Origin of the sequence: Lactiplantibacillus fabifermentans DSM 21115 (assembly GCF_000498955.2) — a bacterium.
GTDB lineage: Bacteria > Bacillota > Bacilli > Lactobacillales > Lactobacillaceae > Lactiplantibacillus > Lactiplantibacillus fabifermentans.
In genome coordinates this window covers 1-20,780 of record NZ_AYGX02000040.1, presented here as the reverse complement: position 1 = coordinate 20,780, position 20,780 = coordinate 1, and the positions used below count along the sequence as shown (strand labels likewise).

The 20,780-nt window shown below is 45.3% G+C and carries 14 protein-coding genes; 9 read left to right on the top strand and 5 right to left on the bottom strand.

Translation table 11 applies throughout. The features are described from left to right. The first annotated feature begins 56 nt into the window (after positions 1-56). From DY78_RS03155 to DY78_RS03130, 6 genes are all read left to right on the top strand, one after another. On the top strand, positions 57-1,346 hold the full coding sequence (locus DY78_RS03155; protein ID WP_024624934.1) for a carbohydrate ABC transporter permease: 1,290 nt from the start codon (positions 57-59) through the stop codon (positions 1,344-1,346). A 98-nt stretch (positions 1,347-1,444) separates the two neighbouring features. Continuing rightward, positions 1,445-2,230 (top strand): sugar ABC transporter permease, encoded by a 786-nt coding sequence (locus DY78_RS03150; RefSeq protein ID WP_172643336.1) that lies wholly within the window; start codon positions 1,445-1,447, stop codon positions 2,228-2,230. Positions 2,231-2,257: 27 nt separating this feature from the next. Next, positions 2,258-3,085 carry a DUF1189 domain-containing protein gene (locus DY78_RS03145; RefSeq protein ID WP_024624932.1) on the top strand — a complete coding sequence of 276 codons (828 nt, stop codon included), beginning with the start codon at positions 2,258-2,260 and terminating at the stop codon, positions 3,083-3,085. Between the two features lie 28 nt (positions 3,086-3,113). Beyond that, positions 3,114-4,436 carry an alpha-amylase family glycosyl hydrolase gene (locus DY78_RS03140; RefSeq protein WP_024624931.1) on the top strand — a complete coding sequence of 441 codons (1,323 nt, stop codon included), beginning with the start codon at positions 3,114-3,116 and terminating at the stop codon, positions 4,434-4,436. Positions 4,437-4,535: 99 nt separating this feature from the next. Then, complete coding sequence (locus DY78_RS03135; protein WP_024624930.1) at positions 4,536-5,642, top strand: ABC transporter ATP-binding protein; 1,107 nt, start codon at positions 4,536-4,538, stop codon at positions 5,640-5,642. A gap of 24 nt (positions 5,643-5,666) precedes the next feature. Continuing rightward, positions 5,667-7,937: a glycoside hydrolase family 65 protein gene (locus tag DY78_RS03130; protein ID WP_033613534.1), complete on the top strand. Its 2,271-nt coding sequence runs from the start codon at positions 5,667-5,669 to the stop codon at positions 7,935-7,937. Between the two features lie 1,170 nt (positions 7,938-9,107). Here the strand turns inward: DY78_RS03130 and DY78_RS03125 are convergent. Then, on the bottom strand, positions 9,108-9,974 hold the full coding sequence (locus DY78_RS03125; RefSeq protein WP_024624928.1) for a fructokinase: 867 nt from the start codon (positions 9,972-9,974) through the stop codon (positions 9,108-9,110). A 79-nt stretch (positions 9,975-10,053) separates the two neighbouring features. Further along, positions 10,054-12,042, bottom strand: a complete 1,989-nt coding sequence (locus DY78_RS03120; RefSeq protein ID WP_024624927.1) for a sucrose-specific PTS transporter subunit IIBC — start codon at positions 12,040-12,042, stop codon at positions 10,054-10,056. A gap of 214 nt (positions 12,043-12,256) precedes the next feature. On the opposite strand from DY78_RS03120, the gene DY78_RS03115 reads away from it, so the two are divergent. After that, positions 12,257-13,726, top strand: a complete 1,470-nt coding sequence (locus DY78_RS03115; protein ID WP_029778991.1) for a sucrose-6-phosphate hydrolase — start codon at positions 12,257-12,259, stop codon at positions 13,724-13,726. Between the two features lie 9 nt (positions 13,727-13,735). After that, a complete protein-coding gene (locus DY78_RS03110; protein WP_024624925.1) occupies positions 13,736-14,725 on the top strand; it encodes a LacI family DNA-binding transcriptional regulator in 990 nt (329 codons plus the stop codon). Between the two features lie 75 nt (positions 14,726-14,800). Here DY78_RS03110 and DY78_RS03105 read toward each other — a convergent pair whose 3' ends face one another. Next, complete coding sequence (locus DY78_RS03105) at positions 14,801-15,715, bottom strand: NADP-dependent oxidoreductase (RefSeq protein WP_024624924.1); 915 nt, start codon at positions 15,713-15,715, stop codon at positions 14,801-14,803. Positions 15,716-15,821: 106 nt separating this feature from the next. After that, complete coding sequence (nhaC, locus tag DY78_RS03100) at positions 15,822-17,174, bottom strand: Na+/H+ antiporter NhaC (protein WP_420805679.1); 1,353 nt, start codon at positions 17,172-17,174, stop codon at positions 15,822-15,824. Between the two features lie 571 nt (positions 17,175-17,745). Between nhaC and DY78_RS03095 the strand changes: the two genes are divergently transcribed. After that, entirely contained in the window at positions 17,746-19,431 is a 1,686-nt protein-coding gene (locus tag DY78_RS03095; RefSeq protein ID WP_024624922.1) for a glycoside hydrolase family 13 protein, read from the top strand. 181 nt (positions 19,432-19,612) lie between these two features. On the opposite strand, the gene DY78_RS03090 is transcribed toward DY78_RS03095, so the two are convergent. Further along, a complete protein-coding gene (locus DY78_RS03090; RefSeq protein ID WP_024624921.1) occupies positions 19,613-20,527 on the bottom strand; it encodes a LysR family transcriptional regulator in 915 nt (304 codons plus the stop codon). Positions 20,528-20,780: the final 253 nt, after the last annotated feature.

Here is a 20,780-nt window from a genome sequence, read left to right as displayed (position 1 = left end):
CAGGTTATGCTGAACAATTTGTCCAAAAATTCGGATTAAATTTGCAATCTACCGACATGCAGAAAAAAGATGCCAAAAAAGCGCAACGCCTGTCAATCATTCCCGGGCTTGGCCAATTTTATAACGGTCAAACTATCAAGGGTGTCCTCTTCATCATTATCTTATTAGCTTTCATTTTTGAATTTGTGACCGTCGGGTTCAGTTCGTTTGCGAACTTGATCTCGTTAGGTTCGGTTTCAATGGAAGATAACTCCTTGTTCATGATGATTTATGGGACGTTACAAATTCTGTTGACAGTAGTCTTCATCGTATTTTACATTGCGAACTTATATGATGCGAAACACGTTGCCACTTTGATCAATAATGGGAAGAAAGTTTCCCATACGTTTAAGGAAATCGGTGCGAGCTTACTTGACGGTGGTTTTGCTTACTTATTAACCACGCCAGCTTACATCTTGATGATCTTTACGATCGTCTTCCCAGTTGTCGTTACATTAATGATGGCCTTTACGAACTATGACTTTGCGCATATTCCACCGGCTATGTTACTGGACTGGGTCGGCTTCAAGAATTTCACGCAAATGTTCTTCTTGAGCAGTTACCGGGCAACGTTTAACGCGGTCTTTGGCTGGACAGTTATCTGGACCGTTTGTGCCACCACGTTACAAATTATTATTGGGATTGCCACTGCGGTTATCGCCAACCAAAACTTCATTAAAGGTAAGCGGTTATTCGGGGTTATCTTCTTACTCCCTTGGGCGATTCCAGCGTTCGTTTCAATTATGAGTTTCTCAAACATCTTCAATGATTCCGCTGGTGCGATTAACGTGCAAGTTATCGGGTTATGGAACACCTTAGTACCATTTGCCCACATTGCCCCAATCCACTGGATGACGGATACGTTCTGGACTAAAGTTGCCATTATTATGATTCAAGGTTGGTTAGGGTTCCCATACATCTACGTTATGATTACAGGTATTTTACAAGCGATTCCTGAAGATTTGTATGAAGCCGCTACTTTGGATGGGGCGACCGTGATGCAAAAGTTCAACAAAATCACGTTACCAACCATCTTCGCGATTGCAGCACCAATCTTTGTCACACAATATACGTTTAACTTCAATAACTTCTCGATGATCTACCTGTTCAACCAAGGTGGGCCCGGTGATGTCGGTGCCAACGCCGGTGGGACAGATATCTTGATTTCTTGGATTTACAAGCTGACCACTGGGACTTCGCCACAATATTCACTCGCGGCGGCCGTTACCTTGATCATCTCCGTCTTAGTTATTGGGATTTCCTTGATTGTCTTCAAGAAGACGCACGCTTTTGAAATGGAGGACTAGTTATGGAAAATGCAGTAGCAACACCCAAAAATGCGAACTCCAAACAAAATACCGCGCGTCGGCATCGTTTCTGGAAACATTTCTTCACGTACCTCTATATGGTGATCTTAGCGATTATCATTATTTATCCGGTGCTAATTACCTTTATCACCGCCTTCAAAGATGCCAACGTGCAAGCGTTCGTTTTGGACTTTAGTGGTAAATGGACTTTAGTTAACTTTAAAAATTTGTTTACGCAAACGTTGTATGGCAGCTGGTATTTGAACACGATGGTCATTTCGATCTCATGTATGGTGATTCAAGTTATCGTTGTCACGTTAGCCGGTTACGTTTACAGTCGGTACCGGTTTGCAGGTAAAAAATTCAGTTTAACGTTCTTTATCGTTATTCAAATGGTCCCAACGATGGCGGCCTTAACGGCTTACTACGTTTTAGCTAACATGTTAAATGCGTTGGATCATTACTGGTTCTTGACCGCCATTTACATTGGTGGTGGGATTCCACAAAACACTTGGTTAATGAAGGGTTACTTCGATAACGTACCATACGACTTGGATGAATCTGCTAAGTTGGATGGGGCCGGTAATTTCAAGATTTTCTGGTCAATCGTCTTACCATTAGTTAAACCAATGATCGCGGTTCAAGCGTTATGGGCCTTCATGTCACCAGTTCAAGATTACTTGATGGCGAAGTTCTTATTGACGTCTGAATCACATTACACCGTTGCCGTGGGGTTACAAACCTTCATCAACAACGCGCAAAATCAACAAGTCGTCTTATTCTCGGCCGGTGCTATCTTAGTGGCCTTGCCGATTGCATGCTTATTCTTCTACTTACAACGGTTCTTCGTATCTGGCTTACTTGCAGGTGGGAGTAAAGGTTAAAACTAATTTTTGGAGAGGTGAATTTAGATGCAGACAACCGCAAAAAGACCCACAATATCGTTTCCCGTTCGTTTCTTTGGCAGCCTCTTCTCACCTCGAAGAATGTTTGTCAACCGAGCAAAATATAACTGGTTCCAAATCATTGTTTTGTTTATTTTCTTAACAGCGGTGATGTTGATGCCGATTCCGTTTTATTACAATCATCAAACGAATTTCAACTTGGAACCATTTTTACCGCAAGTCAATAAGATGGCGGCGAGTTCGTCAATGCAAACAGCCTTGAAAGACGCGAGTTATTCGGGGCAAAGCTTTACGAACGTTAAGCACCAAATTATTACGCAAAATAAAACGAATATCGCCGGTTTTAACTTAACAGCCGCCGATATGGCCGGTCACAAAAATGTGATCAATTTACACGCCAACAATTTTGAAGTTAAGTCGGTTGGTAGTACGTTCAACGCGCGCTATGTTAACAACCACAATTTAAAAACCAACGCCCATGGTTTCATCGTGGACTCTTGGTATCAAAGTAACAAAGTGATGATTGGGTTATTCATGTTATTAACGTTAGGCCTAATTATCGTCGGGGTTAATTTAATCTTAGTTAACGGGGCCGCCGTCTTCTTATTCTTATCGCGCCACAACCGCATTACCCACATCAACAACTATCGTGAAGCCGTTAACCTCACGTTAGAAATGATGGGGATTGGGAGTTTGCTAGCGATGGTCATCGGCTTGATCCACTTTGACGTGACGATTGAATTAACGGTGCAATCATTGAGTTTAGCCTTCGTCGTGTTATGGGTCTACTTAAAGACCAAGTTTAAAGATGTCGACAAAGCGGATTTGATGTAATTTATCAAGATAGAAATGAGGAAAATCAATGGCACGCGATACGAATACGAATTTACGCAATCAACTGATTTATTCAGTGTTTGTACGTAATTATTCTGAATCTGGCAAATTTGCAGCCGTTACTAACGATTTGCAACGCATCAAAGATTTAGGGACTGACATCTTATGGTTACTCCCCATTAATCCGATTGGTGAAGAAAATCGTAAAGGAACGTTAGGCTCACCATACGCAATTAAAGATTATCGGGGGATCAACCCAGAATACGGGACGCTCGATGACTTTAAAGCGTTGACGGCCAAAGCCCATGAATTAGGGCTTAAAGTGATGTTAGACATTGTCTACAATCACACGTCACCAGATTCAGTGCTGGCCACCGAACATCCTGATTGGTTCTACCATGATGCTGACGGTAATTTGAGTAACAAGGTCGGTGACTGGAGCGACGTTAAAGATTTAGATTATAGCCATCATGAATTATGGCAATATCAAATCGATACGTTACTTTACTGGAGTCAATTCGTGGACGGATTCCGCTGTGATGTGGCCCCATTAGTCCCATTAGACTTCTGGCTTGAGGCGCGTAAACAAGTTAATGCCAAGCATCCTGGGACGCTGTGGTTAGCCGAATCTTCGGGGGCGGGCTTCTTAAATGAATTACGTTCACAAGGGTTCAGCGGTTTATCTGATAGCGAATTATTCCAAGCCTTCGACATGACTTATGACTATGACGTGAACGGTGACTTCAAGAAATATTGGCAAGGACAAGAAACGGTCCAAGATTATATTGACTTGTTGCAACGCCAAGATACCTTATTCCCAGCTAATTACATCAAGATGCGCTTGATTGAAAATCATGACAATCCGCGGATGATGAGCTTGATGCATAGTGAAGTGGAAGCTGTAAATAATTTGACGTGGATCTTCCTCCAACGCGGGATTCCGTTGATCTATGCCGGGCAAGAATATTTAGCTGAACATACGCCATCACTATTTGACAAAGATGTCATTGTTGGTGACCGACATGGTGATGTCACTGACTTGATTCAAAAATTAGTGTCAATCAAACACTTGCCTTTAATGCAAGCTGCTGATTATCAATTGGCTATTGCCAATGATGGTATTTTACAAATTCGGTATCAAGGTAACGGTGAAGGCTTAGTCGCTTGGATACCATTACGTGGTCAAGTGGCAACGGTCAAGACGAGCTTAGTGGCGGGCACTTATCAGAACTTATTAACCGATACGACGGTAACGGTGGCTGATGGTGAATTAGCCGTTAATGCCCAACCAATCATTATTAAATACACGACTGATACGTCAACCACTAAGATTGGCGATCAATCGAACTAGCTGGTAACAGCTTAAATTTTTAAAAGTAAAAGCAACCGGTTGCGACTAGTTGCAAACAGGACGTAGTTTAGAAGCGAGAATATAGGGGAGTGGATTTCGATGGTTGAAATGAATCTCGAGCACATTTACAAAAAGTATGAAGGTAACGACAAATACTCCGTTACTGATATGAACTTAGACATTAAAGACGGCGAATTTATCTTCTTTATCGGCCCATCTGGCTGTGGTAAGTCAACGACTTTACGGATGATTGCCGGTTTGGAAGACATCTCTAAAGGTGACTTTAAGATGAATGGTCAAGTCATGAATGACGTTGAACCAAAAAACCGTGATATTGCGATGGTCTTCCAGACCTATGCGCTTTATCCAAACATGACCGTCTTTGATAACATGGCTTTCGGGTTACAAATTCGGAAGACTTATAGCAAAGAAGAAATCAAGAAACGGGTCGACAACGCCGCGGAACAATTAGGCTTACAAGACTACTTGCAACGCAAACCAGCCAACTTATCTGGTGGTCAACGGCAACGGGTCGCTTTAGGGCGGGCTATCGTCCGGGATGCCGGGACGTTCTTACTTGATGAACCATTATCAAACTTGGACGCTAAGTTGCGGGTTGACATGCGGACAACTATCGCTCAAATGCACCAACGCTTAAAGACTAACATGATTTATGTTACTCATGATCAAATTGAAGCGATGACCATGGCTGATCGCATCGTTATTATGAACGATGGGAAGATCATGCAAGTTGGGACGCCGCATCAATTGTATAACGAACCAATCAACCAATTCGTGGCTGGTTTCATGGGGTCGCCATCGATGAACTTCTTCAACGCCACCTTGCATGATGGTCGGGTTAGCGATGGTAAAGGCTTGGATGTCGCCGTACCAGAAGGCCAATTAAAGGCTTTGAAGGCCGCGGGCTATGATCAAAAACAATTGATTGTTGGGATTCGTCCTGAAGATATCCATGCTGAACGGATTGCCTTAGAAGCAATGCCGAACTCAATCGTCAACACCAAAGTTGTCGTTTCTGAATTCTTAGGTGCTGAAAGTATGCTTTACTGCACGGCTGGTCAATCTAAGTTTACGGCCCAAGTTGATGCCCGGGATTACCATAATCCTGGTGAAAACGTGGAAGTGGCTTTTGAAATGACTAAAGCGCATTTCTTCGATCCAGAAACTAAAGTTGCGGTTCGTTAATCAGATCCGAGGAGGAGTAATGTAATGAAACGTATTTTTGAAGTTAATCCTTGGCACGTGATCAGTCATGAACTCGTTCCAACGGATAAACGCCTACAAGAAAGTATGACCAGCATCGGGAATGGCTACATGGGGATGCGGGGCATGTTTGAAGAACACTATTCCAATGATACGTTAAAAGGTATCTACATTGGTGGTGTTTGGTATCCGGACAAGACCCGGGTCGGCTGGTGGAAAAATGGCTATCCAGAATATTTTGGTAAGGTGGTCAACGCGGTCAATTTCGTTAAAGTTAATTTAACGATTGATGGTGACCAAGTTGATTTAGCTAAAGATGACGTGAGTGACTTCACGTTGGACTTAAACATGCATACCGGGGTTTTGCGTCGTTCGTTTATCGTCACTAAAGGTGAAAAACGCGTGCAATTCTTAATCGACCGGTTTGTCAGCGTCGCGCAAAAGGAATTATTTGATGTTCATTATAGCGTGCATAATTTGAGTGACGAACCTGTCCAAATCGGGTTCATCTCCCAAATTGATGCTGACGTCTTCAATGAAGATGCCAACTATGACGAACAATTCTGGCAAGTGCTCGACAAGAGTCATGCGGTCACGGGTGGCAGCATGATTGCGGAAACGAAGCCAAACGACTTCGGCACCCCCCGCTTTACCCTTGGGATGCAAATGATGCATGTCACGGATTTTCGTGGCAGTAACGCCCCAGAAACGGAAAAAGCGGTTACGAATATTTTCCGCGGTACTTTAGATGCCGACGAAACCAAGAACTTTGAAAAACGGGTCATCGTCACGACTTCCCGTGATTACGAAGATATCACAGCTTTGCGTTCCGGCTTAGCTAGCTTAAGCGAACAAGTCAGTGTGCAAAGTTATGAAGACTTGTTGAAAGCGCATGTTGATGTTTGGAAACAACGTTGGGAACAAGCTGACGTCGCCATTGATGGTGACGATGCGGCCCAACAAGGGATTCGTTTCAACTTATTCCAGTTATTCTCAACCTATTATGGCGAAGACAAGCGCTTGAACTTAGGACCAAAAGGCTTTACCGGTGAAAAATACGGTGGTGCTACTTATTGGGACACCGAAGCCTTCGGGGTACCGTTCTACTTGTCATTAGCCAAGCCAAAGGTCACTGAAAACTTGTTGGAATACCGTTATAACCAATTAGCGGGGGCGTTCCATAATGCCAAACAACAAGGCTTGAAGGGTGCGTTGTACCCAATGGTGACGTTTAACGGGATTGAATGCCATAACGAATGGGAAATTACCTTTGAAGAAATTCATCGGAATGGCTCGATTGCGTATGCCATCTTCAACTACACCCGCTATACGGGCGATGAAACTTACTTGAAGGAAAAAGGTATCGACGTCTTGACCGCCATCTCACGGTTCTGGGCTGATCGGGTACACTTCTCCGAACGTAAGCAACAATATATGATTCATGGGGTCACCGGACCAAATGAATATGAAAATAACGTCAATAACAACTGGTACACCAACTTCATGGCGCGCTGGACGTTAGAATACACGTTGGCTAGCTTGAAGAAGGTTAGTGCTGACAAGCAAGCTGACTTAGCGGTTAGTGATGAAGAATTAGCCAAGTGGCAAGATATCATCGATCGGATGTACTTACCACACGACGATAAGCTCGGCATCTTCGTGCAACATGATACGTATTTGGATAAAGACATCAAGCCAGTTTCTTCCATTCCTGCTGATCAACGACCAATTAACCAACATTGGTCATGGGATCACATTTTACGCTCACCATACATCAAGCAAGCCGATGTCTTACAAGGCATCTACTACTTCATGGATCGGTTTACTGAAGCGCAAAAGAAAGCCAACTTTGATTTCTACGAACCATTAACCGTTCATGAATCAAGCTTGTCACCAGCAGTACATGCCATCTTAGCGGCCGACTTGCACTATGAAGACAAAGCGGTTGAAATGTATGCGCGGACGGCTCGCTTAGACTTGGATAACTACAACAATGACACGGTCGACGGCTTACACATTACGTCCATGACCGGTTCATGGTTAGCAATTGTCCAAGGCTTCGCTGGCATGCGGGTTCAAGCTGACAAATTGGCCTTTGCGCCATTTGTACCCAAGGCTTGGACGCACTATCAATTCCACGTTAACTTCCGTGGTCGCCTCTTGAAAGTCGACGTTGACCAACAAGGCACGACGGTTGAACTTGTCAGTGGGGAACCATTGACGATTGAATTAAACGGTAACGACGTGGCTTTGAAAGACACGGTTTCAACTAAATAATCCAACTTGATTTCGACGTGTCCGCAGCTTGTCGGGATCAAGTTACAACCCTAGAATGACACGCAAACGTATTATTCTAACCTACTCCTAAATGGGACCCGTACAGTTGTACGGGTCTTTTTGAGTCTGAGATAAATGTCTTCAAACGTTGACGGCCAGCCGGCTAGCAAGTGTTCTCGTGCTGGGACCGGTTGGCGCCAAAGTGCGGTCGCCAGCCTCGCTTTTGAGCCTACAAACCAAGTCTCAAAAGACGTCCTTGTTCTAAGTCGAGAAAATCACTCGACTAAGAACAACTTCAGCACGTTCACACTTGCTAGCCGGCTTCCGTGATACTAGTACTCAATTGCATGGCTCGTCTAAAACACAACAAATCCCGGTTATAAACGGGACTTGTTGTTAAAAGTGAAATTATTCAGTTTAGCTGGCAGCTAGTAGCAATTGCGCTGTGTCGATGTGTTTGGCGAGTGTTTTTGATTACCTAGCACATGGGCCTCGCTTTTGAGCCTAGAACCCAAGTCTCAAAAGGCGTTCATAGCGTAAGTCCGGAAAAATCCAACTTCCATTGCTACTAACTCACAACTAAATTGATCTTGTAATGAGCAAACGTGGCACCGTTTTGATGTAGTCGTGAAAACCGTGATGAATCGCCGCTATTGTTATGGTGAGTTGTTCATTTTAGCGAGTTACCCGTCAATCGGAGGAAGCTTCATTGCGGAATAAATCGGCCGAGCTACGGTTGCTTGGTTAATTAGAGTAAGATTTGAGCCGCAAGCCAGATACAACGGCATGGTGTCGATGTTCTTGGCGGGTGTTTTGGGGCCGCCTAGTACATGCGCCGTGTTTTGAGACTGGTGGGTTTCCAGGCTTGAAACCGACCTAGAGACCGCCTTTTGGCTCTAGGGGTGCACCACTATGCCGTTGTATCTGGCTGGAGGCGGCAAGTTGAACACACAAAAACACCCCGCGACCGTAGTCTTCGCGGGGTGTTCTCACCAATGATTTGGCTAGAATCACTGATGCTCAAGGGTGCCTGATATCATTAATCAGGAGGGCTACGTCAAGGTTACGTAGCCTAGAAAAACTAGGGGTGCTGCATGCTGTTGTTGCAATTACTAATATACCGGACGTTTACTTAGTTCTCGTAAACGTCCGGTATCGTTAATGTAAAGTTTATGCTTCAGTTAGGGCTAACTTTGCTAATAAGAGACCACCAACTACGCCAGAATTGTCGCCTAAGCCTGCTGGGACAATGTATTCAGCCAATGGGGGTACTTCTTCATAGCCATTTAAATAGCTTTGGAATTTTTCATGAATTAATGGGAAAAGTTGTTTTTGTTTCATTACGCCACCGTTTAAGATGATCTTATCAGGAGCAAAGGATACCGTTAAGTTCACACACGCTTGAGCGATGTAATCGGCCACAATCGCCCAAACCGGATCATCGGCCGCAACGTCCTTACCAGCTTTGCCAGTCCGTTGACCGACGGCGGGGCCGGCTGCGAGACCTTCTAGGCAGATGTCGTGATAAGGGCAGGCACTCTTGAAGTCGTCACCGGGGAGGCGGTTAATCCGCATATGGCCTAACTCAGTATGGGTCCGGCCATTGAAAATGCGATTGTTGGCAATAACGCCGGCGCCCACGCCAGTCCCAATCGTCATGTAAATACTATTGGGGACGTCTTTAGCGATACCCATCTCAGCTTCACCGTAAGCGGCTTCATTAACGTCCGTGGTCCAGTAGAGCGGCATGTCGAACTTGGCTTGTAAATGGCCTAAAAAGTTGAAGTCACCCCAGCCTGGTTTGGGCGTGGTTGTAATATAGCCGTATTTGGGGGTGTCAGGATTAACACCGATGGGGCCAAATGAGCCGATGCCAATTGCATCAACTGGATGAGTCGTAAAGTAATCATCGACGGCCGCCATCGTTTCAGCGGGTGTGGTCGTTGGAATCGAAACGCGATCAAAGACGTCCCCTTGTTCATTGCCAGTGGCACAGACGAATTTCGTACCGCCAGCTTCAATTGCACCTAATGTCATATTTAAATCCTCCAATAGTTATCTTAAAAGTATATACATTTTAATTAAGTATATACTTCTTGAGTCGTTTTGTGAACGGTTACATCGAAATTGCACTGGCTGAATTTTTAGTTTGCGCGGTTAAGGCAATCAAATTCTCACCAGCTGTGATCGTGTCGGTGCTCAATTGGTCAACGGCGCCATAGGATAAGGTGTTGGTGATGACGACCATGACGGTTGGATCGTAGCCCGCGGCTTTAATTTCTGGGTAATCATACGTGCCTAATAAATCGCCTTTTTTAACGAGGTCGCCTTGTTTAACGTTGGCTTCGAAGTGCGCACCTTTTAAATCAACGGTGTCGATACCGAGATGAATCAATACTTCGGCGCCGTCATCGGTTTTAATGCCATAGGCGTGCTTAGTGGCGTATGCGACGGTGATTAGACCATCAGCCGGGGCATACACATGCGTATCGCTAGGGCTAATGGCGGCCCCTTTACCCATAATTTCAGCGGAGAAGACTTGGTCAGCGACGTCACTTAGTGGTAACGCTTGTCCGTCAATCGGAGCGGCAATCAACTCGTCGACGACACTGTTTTCAGTTGTGTCCGCAGTAGCAGGGGTACTGTTGATTGCGACGGCATCAGTAGCGGGTTGTAAGTTGTCATTAGTTTTACCCATGACCCGTTTGCCGTAAATATAAGTTGAGGCAAATGCCAAGACGATGCTGACCATAATACTAAAGAAGAATGGCAAATATGATTTGGCAGGTAATGAGATAAAGCCGATGATGCCGGCTGCTCCTAAGGCACTTGAAAGCACTTTGAAGAGCCCGATGAAGATGCAGGCAATCCCGGAAGCGCCCATCGCACAGAAAAATGGGAATTTGAGTTTTAAGTTCACCCCGAAGATGGCGGGTTCGGTAATCCCAAGTAGGGCGGAGAGGCCCGCTGATGAAGCTAAACCTTTTTGTTTCTTATTATTCGTAATAAAGAAGACGGCCAAACAAGCGGCCCCTTGAGCAGCGTTAGCCATGGAGGCGATTGGGAAAATAAAGTCCCCACCAGTTTTGGCGATGTTGGTTAATAATTGCGTTTCAATTGCTGGGAAGCTTTGATGCAGCCCTGTGACGACAATTGCGGAATAGAAGGTCCCAAAGATGGCCGTACCGACAAACCCAGCTGTGCTGTAAAGCCAAACTAAGCTATTAGTCAAACCATCTGAAACGATGCGCATGAAGGGCCCAACAATCGTGAATGTTAAGAAACCAGTGACGATGACCGCAATCATCGGTGTGAAAATAAAGTCTAAAGTTGCCGGCATCTTCTTGTGGAGCCATTTTTCGAGGTTCGCTAAGATCCAAGCGACTGCTAAGACGGGCAAGACTTGGCCTTGATAACCCGCTTGAGCGACGTGTAACCCGAAGATGCTCCAATAAGTCATCTTGCCGGCTTCAATCGTTGCTGCCACATTGTAACCGTTCACAAGTTGTGGCATAACCATCGCCATCCCGATGCTGGCACCGAGATAGGCATTACCACCAAAGCGCCGGGTGGCCGAAAAACCAATTAAAATCGGCATGAACGTAAAGGGTGCGGAGGCGAGCATGTTGATCATGCCGGCGATACCACTCATGCCCGGGTACATTTCGATAATCGATTTGGCGCCGAACAAATTATTAGAAGTTAAGACGTTGTTTAAAGCCATCAATAAACCGCCGGCAACTAAGGCGGGAATCAGCGGTACAAAAATATCAGATAATAATTTCACTAAAGCCATGATGGGATTGGGGCGTTTACCTTCTTGGGCAATCGCCTTCAAATCATCCGGCGTAACTTCTTTCAAACCAGTGGTGGCAATTAAGTGATCATAGACTTTGTTGACGTCGCCGGGGCCAATAATAACTTGATATTGGCCGTCAATCTTAAAAGTCCCCTTAACGTCGTCATCGTTATCTAAAGCCGTTTGGTCAATCTTACTTTCATCTTTGACGACTAACCGTAGCCGCGTGGCGCAATGTGCGGCCGCGGCAATATTGTTTTTACCAATCGCAGCTAAAACCCGATTGGCGACTGCAGCGTGATCCATAATTTTCTCCTCCTAAGTGGAATGTAACCGTTTTATTGACTCTAATAATACAGCCTTTTTTGAAATTGTCAAACGTTTGACAATTTATTTTAACTAAGTTGTTAGATGGTGTACTGATAATAAAACTATTAAAATGATAAACGTTTGACACTAAGGCTAAGACTCGTTACAATAGCGTCAAATGATAGCGGATACAAAAGGAGCGAGTGAAGTTATGACGAAGATTAAATGGACGACTACTAAGCGGTATCAACCGTATACGCAATGGCCGCAAGCCCGGCTGGATGAGATTAAGACGCGCATTAAGCAGTCTCAGTGGCGCTTAGGTTACCATATTCAACCAACGACGGGGCTATTGAATGATCCGAATGGTTTTTCTTATTTTAACGGGCAGTGGCATTTGTTTTATCAATCATTTCCATATGGCGCCGTGCATGGCTTAAAAAGTTGGGTTCATTTGGTGGCTGATGACTTAGTTCACTGGCAAAATCTGGGCACAGCGTTAACCGCTGACAGCCCATTAGATGCGCAGGGGGTGTATTCTGGTTCGGCGATTCCAGTCGATGACCAGCTATTTTTAATGTATACCGGTAACGTGCGCGACCAAGATTGGGTGCGGCATCCGCGTCAAAATGGGGCGTGGATGACTGCCGATAACCGCATCGAAAAATTATCACAACTACTAATTAATGAACCGGCGCCCCGGATTACGGAACATTTCCGGGATCCGCAAATTTTAAAACATGCGGGAATGTATTATGCGTTGCTCGGGGCACAATATGACGATCAGACGGGCCACGTCGTTGTTTATCGGGCCCCAGTTGTGACCGGTCCGTGGACTTATCAAGATGAGTTAACTTTTAGCACTGAAAAATTGGGCTATATGGTTGAGTGTCCGAACTTGGTATTTATTGATGAGCGGCCGGTGTTGATTTTTTGCCCCCAAGGCGTTGCTGGTTCCGTATTAGCAACTGACAATGTTTATCCGAATGCGTATGTGATTGGTGAGCGGTTTGACTGGGATCACCTGGCGTTTGTTAATCCTAGTCCGTTACAAAACTTAGATGACGGCTTTGATGTTTATGCCACCCAAGCGTTCAATGCACCGGATGGGCGGGCTTTAGCCGTGAGTTGGATTGGTCTACCCGATACGACTTATCCGAGTGACGTCGAAGACTGGGCCAATTGTTTGAGTGTCGTGAAAGAACTAACGTTAGTGGACGGCCAACTGCGGCAACGGCCGGTTGTTGAAAATCAGCAATTACGCCAAGCATCGCTGACGATGGCAACAATGACGCAAGCACTACCGCGCCAAAGTGAATTACAGGTGACAGTGCCGGCCAACCAACAAGGTAAGTTAAGTATTCTCACCAATTTGGACCAACAAACGGGGTTAGTTATTAATATTGACACGGTTCATGGTAAAATGGTGGTTGATCGAGCGTTAGCGGGTCGTCCCGTCGCCACTGACTATGGGACGACGCGGGCGGTCGCCATTGAACCTGGACAGCCTTTGACGGGGCAATTGTTATTAGACAACAGTGTTTTTGAGTTGTACCTGAATGATGGCCAACAAGTACTGACTGGTCGGATTTTTCCACCTAGTCAGCATTGGGCTCTCAACCTAGATCAGTTAACTGCTGATGTACAAGGGTGGCGTCTCGATACGTTAAACAAGGATTGATGAATTGAAATGACAAAATTGACCGATGTCGCGCGGGTAGCCGGGGTTTCTGCCACGACGGTCTCACGCGTTATCAATAACTACGGCTCACTTTCAGAAAAAACCAAACAAAAAGTTTATGCCGCGATGCGTGAATTGAATTATCAACCGAATAGTCTGGCGCGCTCCTTACAAGGAAAGCAAACTAAGCTGATTGGCGTGATTTTTTCGGGGGTTAGTAATCCGTTTTTTGGTGAAATGGTGGAAGAACTCGAAAATCAGTTATTCAGTAAAGGTTATCGCGTGATTTTATGTAACGCCGCCGATGATAAGGCCAAGGAACGCGACTATTTGCGCATGTTGATGGCAAACCAGGTAGATGGCATTATTGCCGGGGCGCATAACTTGGGGATTGAAGAGTATCATCAAGTCGGGTTGCCGATTATTTCGTTTGACCGGTACTTGTCTGATAACATTCCGATTGTGAGTTCTGATAATTACCGTGGTGGTCAAGCGGCTGGCGAAGCGTTGCTGGCTGCGCGCGTCCAACATCCGGTAATTATTACCGGCCAACAGCAACCTAATAGTCCGACGAATCAACGCTTAAGTGGTTATCAAGCCGTTTTGAGTGCCAAAGATGTGGCGTTAGACCAATGGACGCTGGCATTTGGAATGTCACCAACCTTAAAAATGATGCGTATCCGGCAGCTCTTAACAACGCATCAACCCGACGGTATTTTCTGTACGGATGATTTAACCGCCTTGCTGGTATTACAAGCGGCTAAGCAATTGAACATCGCCGTGCCACAAGCCTTAAAAGTTATTGGCTATGATGGCACCCGTTTTATCCAAGCTTATCATCCGGAATTGACAACGATTATGCAGCCAATTACGGATATCGTCACTTTGATGGTGGAACTGTTATTACAACGAATTGCCGATCCTGATTGTCAGTTAGAGACGAGCTATACGTTACCAATCAAAGTAATTACCGGAACTAGTACAGCCGCGATATCATAAAAAAGTTCAAATCAAAACGCCCGCTAACTACCGTTTGAAACGGTGGTCGCGGGCGTTTTTAGTTTGGGTTTTAAGTTATTTTTCGATCACAATGCGCCCGTCATGGGGTTCATCCAATAAAGTATGACCTTGAATAAAGCCGTCTAAAGTGAATGGTAATTGATAGCCAATTTGTGTGATTAACTGGTCAGTTGCTAATAGTTTAAATAACATTTGTAATGCAGCCTGATCGGAAATGGCATTGGTTTCGTGAATCGAGCGGAACCGAATCGACTTGCTAGTCGCGGGTAGGCGCGTGGCCACTGACGCAATCGTCGCGTCAAACTTAGCCATTGCTAAGTCGGCCTTGCCGTCTACACCATTCAAAGCCACGTTAATGACCACGTCGCCTTGGTCGGCCAAGACATGCGCCGGATTATGGTGATCATAGGCGACGAATTGTTGGACCCCGAGGGCTGCCATTTCGTCGGCGTGTTGTTGACTGGCGACGGCGATGACGTGCGCGCCCATCCGCTGGGCTAATTGAACGGCCATGGTGCCGACACCACCGGCGGCACCTTTGACAATAACCGTCTGATTTGCCTGCACATCGGCGAAGTAGCGGACGGCTTTATACGCGGTGATTCCCGGGGTAATTACGCTAACAGCTTGCGTTGGCGTGAGTCCGTCGGGTACCGGTACGGCTCGATCAGCATTTAAACAAACTTGTTCAGCATACGTGTGTTCTGTATGGGCCGCAACAATCGTATCAAGTGCGACATCGGTAACGGCGCTACCCACGGCACTGACACGGCCCACGACATCATGGCCTGGAATCATCGGTAACGGCACATCGGCGTTGGTCCCCAAACGTTCGATGCGATCTTCATCATTCAAATTAACGGCCAACGTGTCGACCACGATTTGATTCGCGGTGGGTGTTAAAGTTGGCTGTGTGAGTGTTTCAAATACGGCGGGACCCCCAAATTTTCGATAACCATATGCTAGCATCGTATTCCCTCCCAGGTAAAAAAGCTCTTTCTACCAATTGTGCGGGGTGGCCGAAAAAATCACAAGTAGGAACCATCACTTGGCCGGCTTTGTTTAGTTAATAACATTATTGAACCGTTTCGCTTGCATTGGTGACCGGGGTTTGGCGTTTTAAGCCCCAACCGGTGAAACCACTAATAATTGAAAAGATTGGCGATAATAAACTGAAGAAACAAAATGGCAAGTAAGCTAAGGTTGAAACGCCTAACGTGTTAGCAGCAAAGGCCCCGGCAACGCCCCAAGGAATCAAGTAGTTAATCACGGTTCCGCCATCTTCTAAGACGCGACTCAACGCCAAATTGGCTAAACCTTGGTCATTAAAAGTCTTTTTGAACGCCTTCCCGGGTAAGATAACGGATAAGTATTGTTCGCCAACGAAAATGTTGACGCCAATTCCAGCTAAAATGGCAGCGGTAACGGTGGTGCCCGTCCCGTTCAAACGTTTGGCAAGTGGCACCATGGCCGTTTGAATCAAGTTAAACTGCATTAACAAGCCCCCTAAGGCTAATGTCAACAGAATGAGGGACACAGTGCCCATCATGGCAGCAATGCCACCACGCGAGAGTAATTGGTCAACACCGGCATTGCCTGTTTTGGCAACAAAGCCACTTTCAATCATGGTCGCAATTTTACTAATGGGGGTGCGGGGATTTTCGATAAAAATCATGACGATGGCTAAACCAATGTTCATTAATAAAGTGGCAATTGCGGGCACTTTTCGTAAGGCACAAACGAGCATCAAGATTAATGGTAAGGCGGCCCACCAAGTAATCGTAAAGTTTTGATGCAAGACTGCCAGCGTCGTTTGGATTTTGTCCAGGTGACTGCTGGTAGCCGCGCCCATTCCTAGAAACGTGTAGAGCACTAATGAGACGATGAAAGCGGGAATCGTCGACCAGATTAAGTTGCGAATATGGCTAAATAGATCACTTTCCGCGATGGCGGAAGCTAAGTTAGTTGAATCAGAAAGTGGGGAAGTCTTATCACCAAAAATAGCCCCGGAAATAATGGCCCCGGCAATTAAAGCCGGATTGATGCCCATGGTCGTCCCAATTCCAAAGAGGGCGATCCCAATCGTTGAAATAATGGTGAAGGCACTCCCAATCGAAGTCCCGATAATGGCACAAACTAGAAAGACGGATGGGACGAACCATTGTGCGGAGATGAGGTTGAATCCAAAGACCATCATGGACGGAATAATGCCGGCCGCAATCCAAACACTGATTAAAGCGCCAATCAGTAAGAAGATAAAGATGGGAATAATCCCGGTCTTGATGCCGTCGATGATGCCACCGTGGATGTCGTCCCAGGCGGCGCCGCGAATGCGCGCCCATAAAATAACGAGGGCAATGACGACCATAACGGGGGTTTGTGGTGACAAGCCAAACTTGATAACGCCGGTCCCCATAATTGCTAACATAATAATTAATACGGCCAAGGCTTCGGGTAATTTGACCGGCCGCCAGTTTTCTGATTGTTTCACGTGAAACACTCCTTTGTTGTTTGAATGAATAAAAAAATCGTCCCTGTTGTATATATACAACAGGGACGATTGATTAGACCGTGGTACCACCCAGCTTGAGTCGCCAATACGCGACTCCACTCACTAGCAGTTAACGGGTCTAGTTATTATCCGCCGGGCGTACCCGGACGTCTTCTACCGTATTTCATCACGTTTAGCCTGATCGGTTCGCAGCAACCACCGACTTCCTGACGCACAGCTAAAGTGTTACTTGAAAGTAGAATTATCGTTCGTTATTTGAATAAATGGATAATAGCATGTCTGATTTAAATCGTCAACCAATAGCGGCCTGATTAACAGTGTTATATCGTGAATATTATTAAATTAATCTCCGGATCAGGGGTGCGCGGATCGGGATCACAATGGTAGAATAGGCAGTGTTGTAAGCGATGCCAGAGGCCGGTTAATGATTAATTTTGCTCGGTAATGTGTGGGCTTATATAAATTAATTTTTTGAGGAGTGATTTTTGTGACAGTAACGAATCAATGGTGGCAAAAAGCGGTCGTTTACCAAGTGTATCCACGGTCGTTTCAAGATTCTAACGGTGACGGTATCGGGGATTTACCTGGGATTACGAGTCGGTTAGATTACATTAAACAATTAGGGGCCGATGTGATTTGGTTGAATCCAATTTATCGCTCACCCGGCGTGGATAACGGCTATGATATTAGTGATTATTATGATATTAATCCCGAATTTGGGACGATGGCTGACTTTGAAACCTTGTTAGCCAACGCTCATCAACGCGGGCTAAAAATTATGATGGATATTGTGGTCAATCATTCATCTAATCAAAATAAATGGTTTACGGAAAGTGCTAAGAGTAAAGACAATCCTTATTCAGACTATTATATTTGGCGTGATCCAGTGGATGGACATGCGCCGAACAACTGGGGTGGCTTTTTCGGCGGCTCCGTTTGGGAATATGTTGAAAGTCGGCAACAGTACTACATGCATTCATTTGCGGTCGAACAACCGGATTTAAACTGGGAAAATCCTAAGTTGCGGCAAGCCGTCTACGACATGATGAATTTCTGGGTCGACAAAGGTGTCGACGGTTTCCGTTTAGACGTCATCAATTTGATTTCTAAACCAACTAGCTTTGCGGATGGTCAGCCTAATAATGGCGAACCGTTCGCGGATGTCGGTGATATTATTGCTAACGGTCCACGTTTGAGCGAATACTTACAAGAAATGCACCAACAAGTCTTTGCGGGCCATGATTTGATTACGGTCGGCGAAACCCCGAGTGCAACGGTGGCAGATGCCAAGCAATCCGCTGGTTTAACGACTAATGAATTGAACATGGTCTTTGAATTCGAACACATGGGCTTAGACGGTAATCCCGCCCCAGAACTCGGCAAATGGAATGATCAACCCGTTAAGCTCGTCGATTTGAAACAAAGTTTAACGAAATGGCAAACTGGGTTGCACGGGTCAGCTTGGAACAGCCTTTATTGGAATAACCATGACCAACCACGGATTGTGTCGCGTTTTGGTAATGATACTGCTAAATATCGTGAAGTTTCGGCGAAGATGTTGGCGACGTTATTGCATGGGTTACAAGGGACGCCTTACGTTTACGAAGGTGAAGAACTTGGTATGACGAGTGCCCATTTCAAACAGTTAAGTGATTATCAAGATTTGGAATCATTGAATGCCTACCATCATTTTGTTGACGATGAACAGCGGGTCACGGCGGATACGATGCTCACTTACTTGGCTAAGATGTCCCGGGATAACGCTCGGACACCGATGCAATGGAATACGAGTGCGCAAGCCGGCTTCACGACTGGTCAACCGTGGCTACAAGTTAACCCGAATTACACGACCATCAATGCGGCCCAAGCTACCGCCGATAATGCCTCGACCTTTGCTTATTATCAACAACTTATCAAATTACGGCATACGGTGCCAGTAATTACGACTGGTGATTATCAACTGCTCGATGCCGATGATGATGCCGTTTACGCGTACTTGCGGACGGATGGTCCGACTAAGCTATTAGTGATTGCTAACTTTACTGACCAGACGCAGACGCGACATTATGACGCGTTAGCGGACGGTGCTAAGCGGTTAATTGGCAATTATGAAGATGATGCGGCGGACACGTTGCGGCCATATGAAGCGAAGATGTACTTGATGGAAAAGTAGTGATGTGAGTTGGTTTTAGCGGATAATTTATATTTAGGTGACTTGATTTTTATCGTCGCCACTTATGCGTTATGGCTCATCTTAATCACCGCACTAATTATTTGGTTGCTTCGGCGCCATAAACATCACTAAAAAAGCATCGCTACTTGAGAAATCGGGTAGCGATGCTTTTTGACTTATATTAATTATTTTCTTTTTGGTTGGTCGCATCATCATTTTTAAAAGTTGTTTCAACGATATCCATGACATCTTTGAACAGCCCAATTGGAAATTGATGGGCCCGTCGAATTAAATTAATGTGGACGCTCGGTACTTGCACGTCGGTAATTGGAATTTCAATTAAGTCCGCGTCAGCGGGTTGGCCGACATCCGAAACAAAGCCGAGTGCTAAGTCTTCACGGACGAGGCCACTAATCAGCGAACTACTGTCGGATTCAAACATGACTTGTGGTTCGATGGAAAGTTGTTCGGCTAATTGATGGAACACTAATTTATTTAAATAAGTGGCGTTCAAAATCACAAATGGGGATTGTAACGCGTCTTCAAACGTCGGGTTATCCATTTGGGCTAGCTTGTGATGGGGGCTAGCTAAAATTTTGAAGTGAAATGGCCGCAAAGGTGTGACCGCGAGCCGTTCGTCTAGTGTTTGGTCCAAGTTACCACTGATAGCTAAGTCTAATTGACCGCCGAGCACTTGTTTGACTAATTGATTAGCCCCCATTTCCACCGTGTGCACACTATTCAATAAGTCCTTTTCAACGATTGGTTTCGTTAAGGTTGGTAAATAGTGTTCACTGATGGCGGGTTCGATACCCAAGCGTAATGTATGTTGACGTAAATGACCAATTGATTCGTTAACGTGTTGCCAGTTCGCAATAATATCGTTGGCTGCTAACAATAATTGTTGGCCACTGGGCGTCAACACTAACGCTTTGGTCTTCGCTTGACGGAAAAAAAGCGTCGTTTGGAAATGGCGCTCGAGTCGTTTAATGGCTTGGAAAATTGTTGGCTGGCTGACGTGAAAGTCTGCCGCGGTTTGGGTGTAACTTTGTGTACTAATTAGGCGTTGAAAGTAGTACAGATCTTTAATATTCATGAAAAATGCAGCCTCCATAAAAATTAGTAATATCGTGGTTAACGGTGAAAAACAATCCAATTAGCCCGGCTTTTCAAGCTGCTAGTAAAGGTTGAGTCGTCAAGTGAAGGTTACTCAACTGAGTTATCAAATGACAAGTTAATCATACCATATTAACGGCGTTACCGGGGTGGTTAGCCGGATAGTTGACCACCTAAATTTATGGTAGATTGTAAAATTAATCCGAACGCTGTTCGGACAAAAAAGATCAGCT